Here is a 14,769-nt window from a genome sequence, read left to right on the forward strand (position 1 = left end):
TCAATGGCTTTTGTCGTGACCGAAAACTGTATTAAATGCAAATATACTGATTGCGTAGAAGTTTGTCCGGTAGACTGTTTCTATGAAGGTCCAAACTTTTTAGTTATTCACCCCGACGAATGTATAGACTGTGCTCTGTGTGAGCCTGAATGCCCTGCTGAAGCAATTTTTGAAGAAGACGATGTTCCTGCTGGGCAAGAAGAGTTTGTACAACTCAATGCTGAGTTAGCGGAGGTTTGGCCAAATATTTCTGAGCGTAAAGAGCCATTAAGTGATGCTGAAGATTGGGATGGAAAATCGGATAAGTTACAATATTTAGAACGCTAAGCTTTTATCGCTAATCAAAGTTTTCTAAATTATTGATTACTGACCCAATCGAGAAAATCTGCTCGTTGGGTCGCTGACATGGTTTGCCACATTGCCTTCAGAGCGGCCATTTTATCCTGCTCTGAACTTTGGGCTGTTTCTTCTTCTCCGCTTGGGTTGACTTTAAATACGTTGAATGTCGGATTATTAGAAAACGCTCGAGCTGCAGAAACGCTTTTTGGCCGGGGCGTTTCAATCCGATATGAAAATCCCGCTTCTGCTTCGACAACAATAATCAGGTCTCGAGATCTAACTTTCTCGAACTCACCTTCTGAGTTTTTGACCATATCGTGATACTGAACAACCAACTTTGCATTTCCTGGGCTAACTGACAGTACGGTCTCTTTACCGTTACTATTATCGGTGTAAGCAACATCATTCACAGAAATGATTTTTAGTTGCTCTGGGATTTTAATCTTGATGTTATCAGCACTAACCAAGCCTGAAACAAAAAGAGCCATTACCATAGCAAAAACTTTAAAAGGTCCCATAAAATACTCTTTGGTTTTAGATAGACTTTAAGAATTGTAAGACATTCGTGAAAGACATTCCATCGGCTTAGTGAGAACAACACCGCCTTTTTACCAATCATTTACAAAAAAAGGCGCATAAAGCGCCTTTTTCATAACCTTTTGGTAATAATTACCATCCAGTAATTTCTTTAAGTGCATCACCGATTTGCGCCAAAGAGCGAACCGTTTTTACGCCCGCATCTTCGAGTGCTGCAAACTTCTCGTCAGCAGTACCTTTTCCGCCAGAAATGATTGCACCAGCATGGCCCATTCGCTTACCTTTTGGAGCAGTCACACCCGCAATATAAGAAACCACAGGCTTAGTAACGTTAGCTTTAATGAAGGCAGCAGCTTCTTCTTCAGCAGTTCCACCAATTTCACCAATCATTACAATCGCTTCTGTTTTTGGATCTTTTTCAAACATTTCCAAAATATCGATGAAGTTTGACCCAGGAATTGGATCTCCACCAATTCCAACACAGGTTGATTGGCCAAAGCCTGCATCGGTGGTTTGCTTAACTGCTTCGTAGGTTAAGGTTCCAGAACGCGAAACAATACCTACTTTACCGGGCAAGTGAATATGACCAGGCATGATACCTATCTTGCATTCACCAGGAGTAATAACGCCTGGACAGTTTGGTCCAATTAAACGAACACCGGCATTATCACATGCGATTTTCGCTTCGAGCATATCTAGTGTAGGAATGCCCTCAGTGATGCACACGATCAACTTAATTCCACTGTTAGCCGCTTCTAAAATTGAATCTTTACAAAACGGTGCCGGAACATAAATGACAGAGGCTTCAGCACCCGTCGCTTCAACCGCTTCTTTAACAGTGTTGAATACTGGTAAACCTAAATGCGTTTGGCCACCTTTGCCCGGAGTAACACCACCGACCATTTTTGTACCATACTCAATCGCTTGCTCAGAATGAAAAGTACCTTGACCGCCAGTAAAACCTTGGCAAATTACTTTAGTGTCTTTATTAATTAAAATAGCCATTATTGCCCCCCTGCCGCTTTAACTGCTTGTTGAGCCGCGTCGGTCAAACTGGTAGCAGCAATGATATTCAATCCACTTTTTGCTAATAGTTCAGCGCCTTTATCAGCGTTGTTGCCTTCTAGACGAACAACAACAGGAACTTCAACGCCTACTTCTTCTACTGCGCCGATGATACCTTCGGCAATTAAATCACAACGTACGATTCCACCGAAAATGTTAACTAAAACAGCTTTAACGTTGTCATCTGATAAAATAATTTTAAATGCTTCGGTAACACGCTCTTTTGTCGCACCGCCGCCCACATCTAAAAAGTTTGCTGGGAATCCACCGTGCAATGCAACGATGTCCATGGTTCCCATCGCTAATCCAGCGCCGTTAACCATGCAACCGATGTTGCCATCAAGCGCAACATAATTTAGCTCCCACTGCGCGGCATGAGCTTCACGCTCATCTTCTTGTGAAGGATCGTGCATTTGTTTTAACTGCGACTGACGATATAGCGCGTTTCCATCAACACCGATTTTTGCGTCTAGACAGTGTAGGTTGCCATCTTCTTTAATGACGAGAGGGTTAATCTCAATTAACGCCAAGTCTTTTTCGGTAAACATGGTCGCAAGACCCATGAAGATCTTAGTAAATTGTTTTACTTGATCGCCAGACAATCCTAATTTGAATGCTAGCTCTCGACCTTGATATGGCTGAGGACCAACTAACGGATCGATCGCGGTTTTAAATATTTTTTCTGGAGTTTCTTCAGCAACCTTTTCAATCTCGACGCCGCCTTCTTGAGACGCCATAAATACGACGCGACGTGTCGCACGGTCAACAACCGCGCCTAAGTAAAGCTCATCAGCGATATCGGTGCATGATTCAACTAAGATTTTGCTAACTGGTTGGCCGTTCTCATCTGTTTGATAAGTTACTAAGTTTTTACCTAACCATTGTGTAGCAAACTCTTTCGCTTCTTCTTTTGAAGAAACCAGTTTTACACCACCGGCTTTACCACGACCACCTGCATGTACCTGAGCTTTAACTACCCACTTATCGCCGCCAATTTGGCCCACGGCATCGAATGCTTCTTTAGGAGTCTCACAAGCAATACCTTCCGAAACGGGTAAACCGTATTCTTTGAAGAGTTGCTTGCCTTGATATTCATGAAGGTTCATTTCTTTCTTCCAAGGTTAATGTTAATTAAAAACAAAAAGCACCGACACCGTCGATGCTTATCGATTCAAAAAGAGCGATTATTACAGCTCCAATAAAATACGCGCTGGATCTTCAATATAATCTTTAATGGTTTTTAAGAATCCAACCGACTCTCGACCATCAATAATACGATGATCGTAGGAGAATGCTAAATACATCATTGGTCGAATAACAATTTCACCATTTTCAACCACCGGACGTTGCTCGGTGCGATGCATCCCTAAAATACCGCTTTGTGGCGGGTTTATAATTGGCGTTGACATTAACGACCCGAAAGTACCACCGTTCGAAACAGTGAAGGTACCACCCGTTAAATCATCAACCGTTAACTGATTGTTTTGAGCTTTTTGTCCGAACTCTAAAATAGTTCTTTCGATATCCGCCATGCTCAATTGGTCGGCATCACGAATCACTGGAACCACTAATCCTCTCGGACTAGAAACAGCGATACCTACGTCATAGAAGCCGTGATAAACAATATCGTCACCATCAATCGACGCGTTGACCGCAGGGAAACGTTTCAACGCTTCTACCGTGGCCTTAACAAAGAACGACATAAACCCAAGCTTTACGTCATGAGTTTGCTGGAACTGATCTTTATATTTTGAACGAATATCCATCACTGGCTTCATATTAACATCATTGAACGTTGTTAAAATCGCGGCAGTGTGTTGAGCATCGACTAGTCGTTCTGCGATACGCTTACGGAGACGAGTCATTGGAACGCGCTTCTCTTCTCGAGCGCCTGCTGGTGCAGGTGCGGCCGCTTTAGCTGGTGCTTTCGCGCCCGACTTAATGTGATTTTCTACGTCTTCTTTGGTTAGGCGACCGCCTTTGCCAGTCGCTTTAATCGCGCTCGCATTGAGTCCGTGTTCATTTAACAAACGGCGCACGGCAGGGCTTACCACATCATTGCTTTCTTCTTTCGCCGGCTCAGCTTGTGCATCACTTGGTTTATCTTCAGATTTCTCAGGCGCACTTTTGCTTGCTGAAGCACCCGCTTTAAATTTCGCGATAATTTCTTCTGCAACGACCGTATCACCTTCGTTTTTGATAATTTCTTCTAGAACGCCGTCGTCAGGCGCAACGACTTCAAGTACAACTTTGTCGGTTTCAATGTCGACCAAGTTTTCATCACGCTCGCAATGATCGCCAGGTTGTTTATGCCAAGTCGCAATAGTGGCATCAGCGACCGATTCAGGTAAGACTGGAACTTTGATTTCTGAAGACATGGATTCTAAACCCTTATACCTTTATTAAATATTTAATCTTGTTTATGACTTGCGGCCAAGCGCATCTTCTACCAGTGCTCGCTGTTCTTCAACGTGCTTAGATGCTATGCCAGTTGCAGGGGCTGCTGATGCTTCTCTACCTGCATATTCTACAAAACCCTTCTCTGGAACAGAAGCTTGGAAGTTGTGACGGCTTGAATACCAAGCACCTTGGTTTTTCGGCTCTTCTTGGCACCAAATAAACTCATCAGCATTCTGATATTCTGCAATCACATCTTTTAAGTGCTTCGGAAACGGATAGAGTTGCTCGATACGGATAATTGCAACATCATCGCGTTCATCTGCTCGACGTTTTTCTAGCAAGTCGTAGTAAACCTTGCCCGAGCACATCACAATCCGTTTAATCTTTGCTTTGTCTAGGTTGTCTATTTCATCGATAACACTTTCAAACTTGCCATTGGTTAATTCTTCAATTTGGCTTGTTGCTAAACGATGACGTAATAAACTTTTTGGCGACATAACGATCAAGGGTGTTCGCCATTTACGTACCATTTGTCGACGTAACATATGAAAAACTTGCGCCGGAGTACTAGGAACACAAACTTGCATATTGTGTTCTGCACACAGCTGCAAAAAGCGCTCTAATCGAGCTGATGAATGTTCTGGACCTTGGCCCTCGTAACCATGAGGCAACAGCATCACAAGACCACAAAGTCTGCCCCACTTATGCTCACCAGAGCTTATAAACTGATCAATAACCACTTGAGCGCCATTCGCGAAGTCACCAAACTGGGCTTCCCAAATTACTAGAGAACGAGGTTCCGTGGTTGAATAGCCGTATTCATAAGCCAATACCGCTTCTTCTGATAGAACAGAATCAATCACATGAAACTGACCTTGTCCTTCGCGGATATTTTTCAATGGTTGATAGTTGTCACCGGTTTTTTGATCATGAAGAACCGCGTGACGATGGAAAAAGGTTCCACGTCCACTGTCTTGCCCAGAAATACGCACTCGATAACCATCGTCTAATAACGATGCGTAAGCCATTGTCTCAGCAAATCCCCAATCCATCGGAATCTCACCATTGGCCATTTTCTTACGATCGGTCATAAGGCGCTTCACTTGAGATTGCAAATTAAGCTCATCTGGATAGGTTGAGATGGCTGTCGCTAATTTATCAAATGCTTCTTTACTCAATGAGGTAACCGCTGGAGTTTGCCAGTCAGTGTCGAGGTAAGGCGACCAATCAACAGTAAACTCATGTTGCTTCATTGGCAGCCAGTTGCTGACCACGTTCTTTCCATCATCCATTTTATCGCGATAATCTGCCGATAATTTATTCGCATATTTATCATCAATGACACCCGCTTCCGCTAATTTGTCAGCGTAGAGTTTACGTGGCGTTGGGTGCTTTTTAACTTTTTCGTACATAATCGGCTGTGTTGCCCGAGGCTCATCGGCTTCATTGTGCCCATGACGACGGTAACAAACCAAATCAATGACAACATCTTTCTTATACGTTGTGCGAAAATCTAAGGCTAACTGCGTCACAAACACCACAGCCTCGGGATCATCTGCATTGACATGAAAAATTGGCGCTTCGATCATTTTAGCCACGTCAGTACAGTAGGTTGTCGAGCGAGTATCGTCAGGTCGATTTGTGGTAAAGCCAACCTGATTATTAATGACAATGTGAACAGTGCCTCCCGTCTTATACCCTCGAGCTTGCGACATATTGAAAGTTTCCATCACCACGCCTTGCCCGGTAAACGCTGAGTCACCATGAATAACAATTGGCAATACTTGTGAGTAGGTGTCGTCGCGTCGACGTTCTAGACGCGCTCTCACCGAGCCTTCGATAACAGGAGCGACGATTTCAAGGTGTGATGGGTTGAATGCCAATGCTACATGCACCGCCCCTCCTGGAGTATTAATGTCGGAAGAAAAGCCTTGGTGGTATTTAACATCGCCCGAACCTTTCTCTACCGCTTTCTTACCAGCAAATTCAGCGAATAATTCTTCTGGCTTCTTGCCCATTAAATTCACTAAAACGTTGAGTCGACCACGGTGGGCCATACCAAGAACAATTTCTTTGGTTCCAGAGCTGCCAGCACGTTGAATTAATTCTTCGAGCATTGGCATAAGACTGTCGCCTCCCTCGAGGGAAAAGCGCTTTGCTCCAGGAAACTTATTGTGCAAGTATTTTTCTAAGCCTTCTGCGGCCGTTAAAGCCGATAAAATTTGCTTTTTAAAAGCACTACTGAATTGCGGCGACGATAACGAGCTCTCTAATCGCTCTTGAATCCATTGCTTTTGACCAGGATCAGAGATATGCATAAATTCCGAGCCAATTGACTTACAATAAGTCGCCTCAAGCTCTTCAACGATCTGTTTTAATTTCTTTGAGGTCGAGCCAAACATCGAACCGGTGCGAAACTCCGTTTCAAAGTCCATTTTCGAAAGTTCATATTTGGCCAAATCAAGGTGGTCAATTTTAGCTTGTTTCCAAATACCCAACGGATCCAAGTTTGCGTATTGATGACCGTGCGCTCGGTAAGCTTGAATCAGTTCTAGTACATTAACCTGCTTCGCATCAAATGACTTATCACCACTACCAGATGCAGCAATCATGCGGCTTCGGTGCAAACCGGCCTGTCTGAAATAATTCTGAATTTCTGAGTGAGCTACATCTTTCTCACCGCTTTGTTCTTGCGTGTATTGGTCAAATTTTTGGCGCCAAGTATCATCGATAGAGGTTGGATCTTCGAGATATTGTTCGTAAATATCTTCGATATAGGCGGCACTTCCACCGGTTAAAAAACTTGTGGCAAACTGCTCTTGAAGGGTTTTATCCATGATTTTGCAGACTTTTACTTTGTTTTAAATCGTAAAATAAACAATGACGCTTTGGTGTGATGCACCAAAGCGTCAATACTAACTCAATGATAGCTGAAATTTAATTAATTTCAGGGTTTAAACCCCTTTTGCTAATAACATTGAACGAATGTGGCCAATCGCCTTAGTAGGATTCAAGCCTTTTGGGCAAACGCTAACGCAATTCATGATACCGCGACAGCGGAACACACTATACGCATCATCAAGATCGGCTAACCGTGCATCCGTCTCAGTATCACGACTGTCCGCTAAGAAACGATAGGCTTGCAATAATCCCGCTGGACCAACGAACTTATCAGGATTCCACCAGAATGACGGGCACGAAGTCGAACAGCATGCACAAAGAATACACTCGTACAGACCGTCAAGCTTGGCACGCTCTTCAGGAGACTGTAACCGCTCGCGTGAAGGTGGCTCATTGCGGTTTTGCAAATACGGCTTAACCTTTTCGTATTGGCGGTAAAACTTAGTCATATCAACGACCAAGTCACGTACCACTGGAAGCCCTGGTAGTGGGCGAATAACCGCCTTTTTACCTAATTCTGACACAGGCATAATGCACGCTAAGCCATTTTTGCCGTTGATGTTCATACCATCAGAGCCACAAATCCCTTCGCGACATGCGCGTCGGAAGGTTAACGTTGGATCTTTCTCTTTAAGAAGAACCAATGCCTCGAGTAGCATCATGTCAGAGCCTTCAGGAATATCTAACTCGTATTCCTGCATCGTAGGCCGACTATCCGTCTCAGGGTTATAACGATAAATCGAAAATTTCATCTTGCGCCCCCTAGTAACTTCTAACTTTTGGCGGGAATGGATCCATAGTGACTGGCTTCATATTCACTTCGCGAGTCCCCATTTGCTCAGTGTCGGCATAATACAGCGAGTGAACTAACCAGTTTTCGTCATCGCGATCTGGATAATCTTCTCGGCTATGAGCACCACGACTTTCGGTTCTGAAAGAAGCAGCTTTCGCCGTTGCATAAGCGGTTTCCATAAGATTATCTAACTCCAAACACTCCATGCGTTGGGTGTTATAAGTTTTAGATTTATCTGCCAAGACAGCGCTTTTCAATCGTTCTCGGACATCAGAAATTTCACTTAATCCCTTGTCCATTAAGTCACCGGTACGGAATACACCGAACGAGTTCTGCATAATTCGTTGCATATCGGCACGAATTTCTGCGGGATCTTCACCACCTTGCGAGTCATCCCAGCGGCGGTATCGAGCCGTTGCTTTATCGAGATCTTCGTCAGTAAATTCGTTGTACTCCATGCCTTCGCGTAGGGTTTCTTCCAAATGCATACCTGCCGCGCGGCCAAATACGACTAAATCAAGCAATGAGTTACCACCTAAACGGTTAGCACCGTGCACAGAAACACACGCACATTCCCCGACTGCGTACAAGCCTTTGACCAAACGGTCTTCACCATCGCCTTCATTACGAGAGACTACTTGGCCGTATTTGTTCGTTGGAATACCACCCATCATATAATGGCAGGTTGGAACAACCGGAATCGGCTCTTTTACAGGGTCAGCGTGACCAAAGGTACGCGACAACTCTAAAATTCCAGGCAACCGTTTATTCAAGGTTTCTTCACCCAAATGATCGAGTTTCAAGTAAACGTGATCACCTTTAGGTCCACAACCGCGACCTTCTAAGATTTCTTTAGTCATCGAGCGGGCTACGACGTCGCGGCTAGCCAAATCTTTGGCATTCGGTGCATATCGCTCCATAAAGCGCTCACCATCTTTATTGACCAAGTATCCGCCTTCACCACGACAACCTTCTGTTACTAGCACCCCTGCTCCGGCGATGCCCGTTGGATGGAACTGCCACATCTCCATATCTTGAAGGGCAATTCCTGCGCGATGAGCCATACCCACACCATCGCCAGTATTGATGTATGCGTTGGTTGTAGATTGGTAAATTCTTCCTGCACCACCGGTTGCAAATACCGTTGCGCGAGATTTAAACATCACAACTTCGCCAGTCTCAATTGACATAGCGATGACACCGGCAACATCGCCTTGGTCGTTAGTCACTAAGTCAATCGCATACCACTCAATAAAAAATTGAGTATTGGCTGCAATGTTTTGTTGATACAAAGTGTGCAACATAGCGTGACCTGTTCGGTCAGCAGCGGCTGCGGTACGCGCGGCTTGTTCACCACCAAAGGCTTTGGATTGGCCACCGAATGGACGCTGATAGATTCGACCATCTTCGGTACGTGAGAATGGCAAACCCATATGCTCTAACTCAAGAATTGTCGGAGGCCCGTTCTGGCACATATATTCGATGGCATCTTGGTCACCAATATAGTCCGACCCTTTCACAGTGTCGTACATGTGCCAACGCCAATCGTCTTCATGCGAGTTACCTAGCGCAACGGTGATACCACCCTGTGCCGCGACGGTATGCGAACGCGTTGGAAATACTTTAGAAATTAATGCTACTTTTTGACCTGACTTGGCGAGTTGGAGCGAGGCTCTCATTCCGGCCCCACCACCGCCTACGATCACTGCATCATAGGTGTAAACTGGAATCCCCATTTATACACTCCACAAAATTTGAATGCCCCAAAAAATGATCACCAAGCAATAAATAATAAGTGCGCCTTGGAAAATCATGCGTATGCCGGTTGGCTTAAGGTAATCGGTTGATACGATCCACATACCTACCCAGATATGTAAACTCATCAAAATCACCGTTACCAAAGCAAAAGCTTGAACAAGCCCTTGCTGGAAAAAACCAACCCACTGCTCATACTGCAGTTCTGGGTTAGAGCCGACGAACCAACCGATATAAATGGCAAAAGCGGCCATGACAACGGCACTTAAGCGTTGGATAAACCAATCATGTAGACCGCTACGACCTAAACTTGTTACCGTAGTTACCATATCCAAACCCCCAGTCCAATCGCAGCTAGAACAGCCAACACCAAGACAATCTTGGCTCCGCGCATTCCGCCTTCAAGTGATTCGCCAATACCTGCATCCATTAACAAGTGACGAACACCTGCAATGATATGAAAGGCGATCGCGGTTAAGATGGCCCAAAGAACAAAAGAACCAAAACCGGTGGCTAAAAACTGAGAAATTTGAGAGAAACCTTCTTTAGACGACAACGATGTTGCCAACATCCAAAGAAGAACAGGAATACCGATAACTAAAAAGACGCCAGTGATTCTGTGAAGAATTGACGAAATAGCAGTTACCGGAAAACTGATCGTAGTGAGATCGAGATTAACTGGTCTTTGCTTATTCACGGCTATTTACTTTCTTTATATTGTTGATACGTGACTCGGGTAACAAATCAATTGCTCTCTTACCCGCCTAATTTCGTACAAATGAACATTGCGATGGCAAGCATTGCCGCCCTTAACTGGGCTATACTAACTATAGATGAGCATTGCAGCTGCGCAAGTTTGGGCAAATTATATAGGCGCAACTGATTGTTTACAAATGGATTTGTGCTTTGCGAAAAAACTTTGTTAAATTGGATGAATATTAATCGTTTTGGTGCATTTAAACACAAAGTGGCATTGACAAAAATATTCTGCAACCTATAGTTACACCCAATTTTTTTGCACCACGACATGAATTTGACTGACTAAGGAGTCATCGAATGGCAAATGAAAAGGCCAAACTCACATTACACACTGGCGAAGAAATCGAACTACCGGTTTATAAACCGGCTTTGGGCAATGATGTTTTAGACGTCACATCCTTGGTCAAGCACGGCGTATTTACCTACGATCCCGGCTTCATGTCGACCGCTTCTTGTGAGTCTAAAATTACTTTCATTGACGGTGACAAAGGCGTCTTATTGTATCGTGGCTACGCGATCGAAGACCTCGCAGTGAACTCAGACTTCATGGAAGTTGCTTATTTATTGCTCAATGGTGAGTTACCAAACAAAGAAGAGAAGCAAGAGTTTCTCGACGAGCTAAACAACCACACCATGCTTCACGAGCAATTAACCCACTTTTTTAACGGATTCCGTCGTGATGCTCACCCAATGGCTGTTATGGTTGGTGTGGTCGGTGCGCTATCGGCTTTCTACCACGACTCTCTCGATATAAACGATCCTGAACACCGCCGTCGCAGTGCCTTCCGTTTAATTGCAAAAGTGCCAACGATTGCAGCGATGTGCTACCGATATTCCATGGGCTTCCCTTTCGTTTACCCAAGAAATGAGATGTCTTATGCCGAAAACTTCTTGAATCAAATGTTCTCAATGCCTTCAACGGATGAGAAGCCAGATCCCGTACTCGTACGTGCAATGGACCGAATTTTCACTCTGCATGCAGATCATGAGCAAAACTGCTCGACTTCGACGGTTCGTCTTGCTGGCTCATCAGGCGCAAATCCATTTGCCTGTATCGCTTCCGGCATTGCGAGTCTATGGGGACCAGCGCACGGTGGTGCCAACGAAGCATGCTTGAAGATGCTACATGAAATTGGCGATGTTAAACGTATTCCTGAATTCATCAAGCGCGCAAAAGACAAAGATGATCCTTTCCGTCTAATGGGCTTCGGACACCGAGTGTACAAAAACTTCGATCCACGCGCGAAAGTCATGCGAGAAAGTGCACATGAAGTACTAGAAGCGTTGGGAGCTAAAGATGATCCGATTTTGAAAGTGGCAATGGAGCTTGAGAAAATTGCTCTTGAAGATCCTTACTTTGTAGAACGTAAGTTGTACCCTAATGTTGATTTTTATTCAGGCATCATTCTTTCTGCAATTGGTATTCCAACCAATATGTTTACAGTTATTTTCGCACTGGCTCGAACCGTCGGTTGGGTTGCACAATGGAGTGAGATGATCAGTGAACCAAACCAGAAAATTGGTCGTCCTCGTCAAATGTATAACGGCGAGAAAAAACGCGATTTCGTTGACTTAGACAAACGCTAATCATCGAAAAAGTGCAAGAAAACAAAAAAGGGAGTCAATTGACTCCCTTTTTTATTTAGCTTTCAAACTCAATCTCCACTTTACTGTTGAGTGAGTTTTACACGACGATTCCATTCAATCTTCTTCGAAATTCAGGCTTATTTGAACGATTTTTCGCATATATTCTCGTTCTTTTTTGAAGCGCTTTTTCATAATATCGAGTTCCGCTTCAAGCATCATTACTCGCTTTTCAAGCTCAGAGGCATTAGCAATAGGCTTCTTAGCGCCATCTCCACCACTGACTTTCTCATCTTGAGAAGAGCGAGCAAAAGCCGGTTGCTCTACGGCTATTTCGTCTGCGACTGTTTTAACAATCTCACCATCGATTCGATGCTTCTCTTCAAGAAATCCATAGAGTAACAAACGATCACAAACCGTATTGATACGTCTTGGAATTCCTTCTGAGAACTCGAAAATTTGCTGGTAGGCTTCCGCCGTAAATACCGGATCATCAGACCAACCTACTTTTCTCAAGCGATGCTCAATGTAGGCTTGTGTCTCTTCTGCACTTAAATGCGCGAGGTGATAAGAAGCCGTGATGCGCTGTCGCACTTGTTCTAAGTGAGGAACCGCTAAATTTTCTCGAAACTCCGACTGGCCGAGTAGAAATATTTGAATCAGCGTCTTGCCCTCGTGATGAAGATTCGACAACATTCGTAATTCTTCTAAACTTTCGAGAGGTAAGTTCTGCGCCTCGTCCACTACCAGCATACAGCGCTTCCCTTCTCGCTTTCTGCTAACAAAAAAGTTTTCAAGGTTTTTGATCAGTGAGGTTTTCTCACTAGACTGATGCGCTAGCCCAAAGGTGGCTGCAACCATTCTTAAAATATCCGATGAATCAAGCTGGGTATTGACTAGCTCACCGGCAACGATATCTTTCTTATTTTCTAACGAGCCAAATAGTGTTCTAACTAAGGTGCTTTTACCGGTACCGACATCACCGGTAACGATAATAAAGCCCTCTCCCTGAGATAGCCCATAACGCAGATAAGCCAAAGCGCGTTTGTGTGTACTGCTACCAAAGAAAAAGAATGGATCTGGGGCTAACTGGAAAGGTTTCCCTTTTAACTTATAGTATGAATCGTACATTCCATTTCCCCTTAAATTATCGTGAACCTTTCTGCCAAACAATGACTTGCAAGGTTTGCAAGAGAATTGTCAAATCCAGAAATAAACTAAAGTTCTTTATGTAATATAGGTCAAATTGCAATTTTTGCTTGCTGTCTTCATCGTTGTCGCCATAGGGATAACAAATTTGCGCCCAGCCAGTAATTCCAGGTTTAACACGATGTCGCATATTGTAGTAGGCTACTTTTTCGTTTAAATCGGCAACAAACTCAGGTCGCTCAGGACGAGGGCCCACAAAACTCATGTCACCTTTCAGAACATTCCACATTTGAGGAATTTCATCGAGCCGAGTTTTGCGCATGATTTCACCGACGCGAGTAACCCGAGCATCTTGTTTTGCAGCGTATTGCGGTCCATCTTTCTCGGCATCAACAACCATGCTGCGAAATTTGTAAATCACAAAAGGTTCACCATTTTGACCGGTTCTAATTTGAGAATAGATAACCGGCTCACGCCACTTCGACTCTCTCTTAATTAAAACGTACAAAACTGCCGCAATAGGAATTGAAACGATCAAAAAAGTTAAACTCACGACAATATCAAAAATTCGCTTAACGGCCTCGCGAAAATAATCCGTGTGAAAACCTTCGAAAAAAATAACTTGGTTTGGTGATAACGTATCGATTTCCATGCGACCTGTTTGGCGCTCAAAAAACAAGGTTATATCGGTAATACGCAGACCAGACAGTTTCAATTGAATAATTTCATTCACCGGGTAGTTCTTGCGGGTGTCGTCAACCGCGATAATTAATTCATCAATACCGTAGCGCTCAATCATTTTACTTAAAGGTTCTTCACTGCGAATGATTAAACTTTCATCTTCAATGTGATCTTGATCGCCTTTTAAGTGAACAAATCCGACAAGTTTTAGCCCTCTCCAATCGCTTTTTCGCTTCAAGCGAAGTAATTGTTTCGCTCTCCGTCCAGTTCCTAACACCAACACTCGAGATTGAAACAATTCTTTATCGGCAATGACCGAAAACCCATAACGAACGATCAGCAAAAAGCCAAATCCAATCCCCAAGCTCAATACAAATACACCACGACCAATCACTAACTCAGGTATCAAATAGAACAGAATAGACAGCATAATAAATGCAATAACGACCGACCAAAACAGCCGTGATACGACCGATGAGAACGAGTCTCTTGTGGAGCGCTGGTATAAGCCAACTCCGATCATGACAACGATGTGTATGATCGCAAAAATCGAGCATTTCCAATTAAAGTTATTAAACAGCTCTGGGCTTGAGCTAGGATTTGGAAATCGTATATCTGCTGCGATATAGACGCTTGCAAACAGAACGATAAATTCTAGGCCGAGTAATAAAAATAGAGCTCGAGGTATATAGTGACCAAATAGTCTAACCATAAAACGCTTCCCTTCGCATTAAGTTAGTCGAAAATAATAGGCAGAGCGATTATATCGTTTTTGCAATAAATTGCCACCGATCAATGCATTCATA

The 14,769-nt window shown here is 43.9% G+C and carries 13 protein-coding genes; 2 read left to right on the forward strand and 11 right to left on the reverse strand.

Annotated elements, in window-relative coordinates:
• The first annotated feature begins 3 nt into the window (after positions 1-3).
• The gene (gene fdxA / locus Q9312_RS03425; RefSeq protein ID WP_309203145.1) at positions 4-327 is read left to right on the forward strand and encodes a ferredoxin FdxA; all 324 of its coding nucleotides are present in this window, start codon (positions 4-6) and stop codon (positions 325-327) included.
• Between the two features lie 29 nt (positions 328-356).
• Here fdxA and Q9312_RS03430 read toward each other — a convergent pair whose 3' ends face one another.
• From Q9312_RS03430 to sdhC, 9 genes are all read right to left on the reverse strand, one after another.
• Positions 357-857, reverse strand: a complete 501-nt coding sequence (locus tag Q9312_RS03430) for a DUF2057 family protein (RefSeq protein WP_309203146.1) — start codon at positions 855-857, stop codon at positions 357-359.
• 151 nt (positions 858-1,008) lie between these two features.
• Complete coding sequence (gene sucD, locus Q9312_RS03435) at positions 1,009-1,881, reverse strand: succinate--CoA ligase subunit alpha (RefSeq protein WP_309203147.1); 873 nt, start codon at positions 1,879-1,881, stop codon at positions 1,009-1,011.
• Positions 1,881-3,047: an ADP-forming succinate--CoA ligase subunit beta gene (gene sucC, locus Q9312_RS03440; protein WP_309203148.1), complete on the reverse strand. Its 1,167-nt coding sequence runs from the start codon at positions 3,045-3,047 to the stop codon at positions 1,881-1,883. The genes sucD and sucC overlap by 1 nt, the downstream gene beginning before the upstream one ends.
• An 81-nt stretch (positions 3,048-3,128) precedes the next feature.
• Positions 3,129-4,319 (reverse strand): 2-oxoglutarate dehydrogenase complex dihydrolipoyllysine-residue succinyltransferase, encoded by a 1,191-nt coding sequence (odhB, locus tag Q9312_RS03445; protein ID WP_309203149.1) that lies wholly within the window; start codon positions 4,317-4,319, stop codon positions 3,129-3,131.
• 42 nt (positions 4,320-4,361) lie between these two features.
• Complete coding sequence (locus tag Q9312_RS03450) at positions 4,362-7,178, reverse strand: 2-oxoglutarate dehydrogenase E1 component (protein ID WP_435408449.1); 2,817 nt, start codon at positions 7,176-7,178, stop codon at positions 4,362-4,364.
• 117 nt (positions 7,179-7,295) lie between these two features.
• Positions 7,296-7,994 carry a succinate dehydrogenase iron-sulfur subunit gene (locus Q9312_RS03455; RefSeq protein WP_309203150.1) on the reverse strand — a complete coding sequence of 233 codons (699 nt, stop codon included), beginning with the start codon at positions 7,992-7,994 and terminating at the stop codon, positions 7,296-7,298.
• A 10-nt stretch (positions 7,995-8,004) separates the two neighbouring features.
• On the reverse strand, positions 8,005-9,771 hold the full coding sequence (gene sdhA, locus Q9312_RS03460; protein ID WP_309203151.1) for a succinate dehydrogenase flavoprotein subunit: 1,767 nt from the start codon (positions 9,769-9,771) through the stop codon (positions 8,005-8,007).
• Positions 9,772-10,119, reverse strand: coding sequence for a succinate dehydrogenase, hydrophobic membrane anchor protein (gene sdhD / locus Q9312_RS03465; RefSeq protein WP_309203152.1), 348 nt, complete (start codon positions 10,117-10,119; stop codon positions 9,772-9,774).
• Complete coding sequence (sdhC, locus tag Q9312_RS03470; protein WP_309203153.1) at positions 10,113-10,487, reverse strand: succinate dehydrogenase, cytochrome b556 subunit; 375 nt, start codon at positions 10,485-10,487, stop codon at positions 10,113-10,115. Before sdhC ends, sdhD begins: the two co-directional genes overlap by 7 nt.
• 359 nt (positions 10,488-10,846) lie before the next feature.
• Here sdhC and gltA point away from each other — a divergent pair, with 359 nt between their 5' ends.
• Positions 10,847-12,136 carry a citrate synthase gene (gene gltA, locus Q9312_RS03475; protein WP_309203155.1) on the forward strand — a complete coding sequence of 430 codons (1,290 nt, stop codon included), beginning with the start codon at positions 10,847-10,849 and terminating at the stop codon, positions 12,134-12,136.
• 114 nt (positions 12,137-12,250) lie between these two features.
• Here gltA and Q9312_RS03480 read toward each other — a convergent pair whose 3' ends face one another.
• Both Q9312_RS03480 and Q9312_RS03485 read right to left on the reverse strand, forming a co-directional pair.
• Positions 12,251-13,264: an XrtA/PEP-CTERM system-associated ATPase gene (locus tag Q9312_RS03480; protein ID WP_309203156.1), complete on the reverse strand. Its 1,014-nt coding sequence runs from the start codon at positions 13,262-13,264 to the stop codon at positions 12,251-12,253.
• A gap of 16 nt (positions 13,265-13,280) precedes the next feature.
• Positions 13,281-14,675 carry a TIGR03013 family XrtA/PEP-CTERM system glycosyltransferase gene (locus Q9312_RS03485; RefSeq protein ID WP_309203157.1) on the reverse strand — a complete coding sequence of 465 codons (1,395 nt, stop codon included), beginning with the start codon at positions 14,673-14,675 and terminating at the stop codon, positions 13,281-13,283.
• Positions 14,676-14,769: the final 94 nt, after the last annotated feature.

This window comes from Pleionea litopenaei, assembly GCF_031198435.1.
GTDB classification, from domain to species: Bacteria; Pseudomonadota; Gammaproteobacteria; order Enterobacterales; family Kangiellaceae; genus Pleionea; species Pleionea litopenaei.

Bases quoted from the DNA above. Each gene is read 5' to 3' on its own strand.
- Q9312_RS03455 (WP_309203150.1), bottom strand. From the start codon at position 7,994: ATGAAATTTTCGATTTATCGTTATAACCCTGAGACGGATAGTCGGCCT.
- fdxA (WP_309203145.1), top strand. From the start codon at position 4: ATGGCTTTTGTCGTGACCGAAAACTGTATTAAATGCAAATATACTGAT.
- Q9312_RS03485 (WP_309203157.1), bottom strand. From the start codon at position 14,675: ATGGTTAGACTATTTGGTCACTATATACCTCGAGCTCTATTTTTATTA.
- Q9312_RS03450 (WP_435408449.1), bottom strand. From the start codon at position 7,178: ATGGATAAAACCCTTCAAGAGCAGTTTGCCACAAGTTTTTTAACCGGT.
- Q9312_RS03430 (WP_309203146.1), bottom strand. From the start codon at position 857: ATGGGACCTTTTAAAGTTTTTGCTATGGTAATGGCTCTTTTTGTTTCA.
- odhB (WP_309203149.1), bottom strand. From the start codon at position 4,319: ATGTCTTCAGAAATCAAAGTTCCAGTCTTACCTGAATCGGTCGCTGAT.
- sucD (WP_309203147.1), bottom strand. From the start codon at position 1,881: ATGGCTATTTTAATTAATAAAGACACTAAAGTAATTTGCCAAGGTTTT.
- sdhA (WP_309203151.1), bottom strand. From the start codon at position 9,771: ATGGGGATTCCAGTTTACACCTATGATGCAGTGATCGTAGGCGGTGGT.
- Q9312_RS03480 (WP_309203156.1), bottom strand. From the start codon at position 13,264: ATGTACGATTCATACTATAAGTTAAAAGGGAAACCTTTCCAGTTAGCC.
- gltA (WP_309203155.1), top strand. From the start codon at position 10,847: ATGGCAAATGAAAAGGCCAAACTCACATTACACACTGGCGAAGAAATC.
- sdhD (WP_309203152.1), bottom strand. From the start codon at position 10,119: ATGGTAACTACGGTAACAAGTTTAGGTCGTAGCGGTCTACATGATTGG.
- sucC (WP_309203148.1), bottom strand. From the start codon at position 3,047: ATGAACCTTCATGAATATCAAGGCAAGCAACTCTTCAAAGAATACGGT.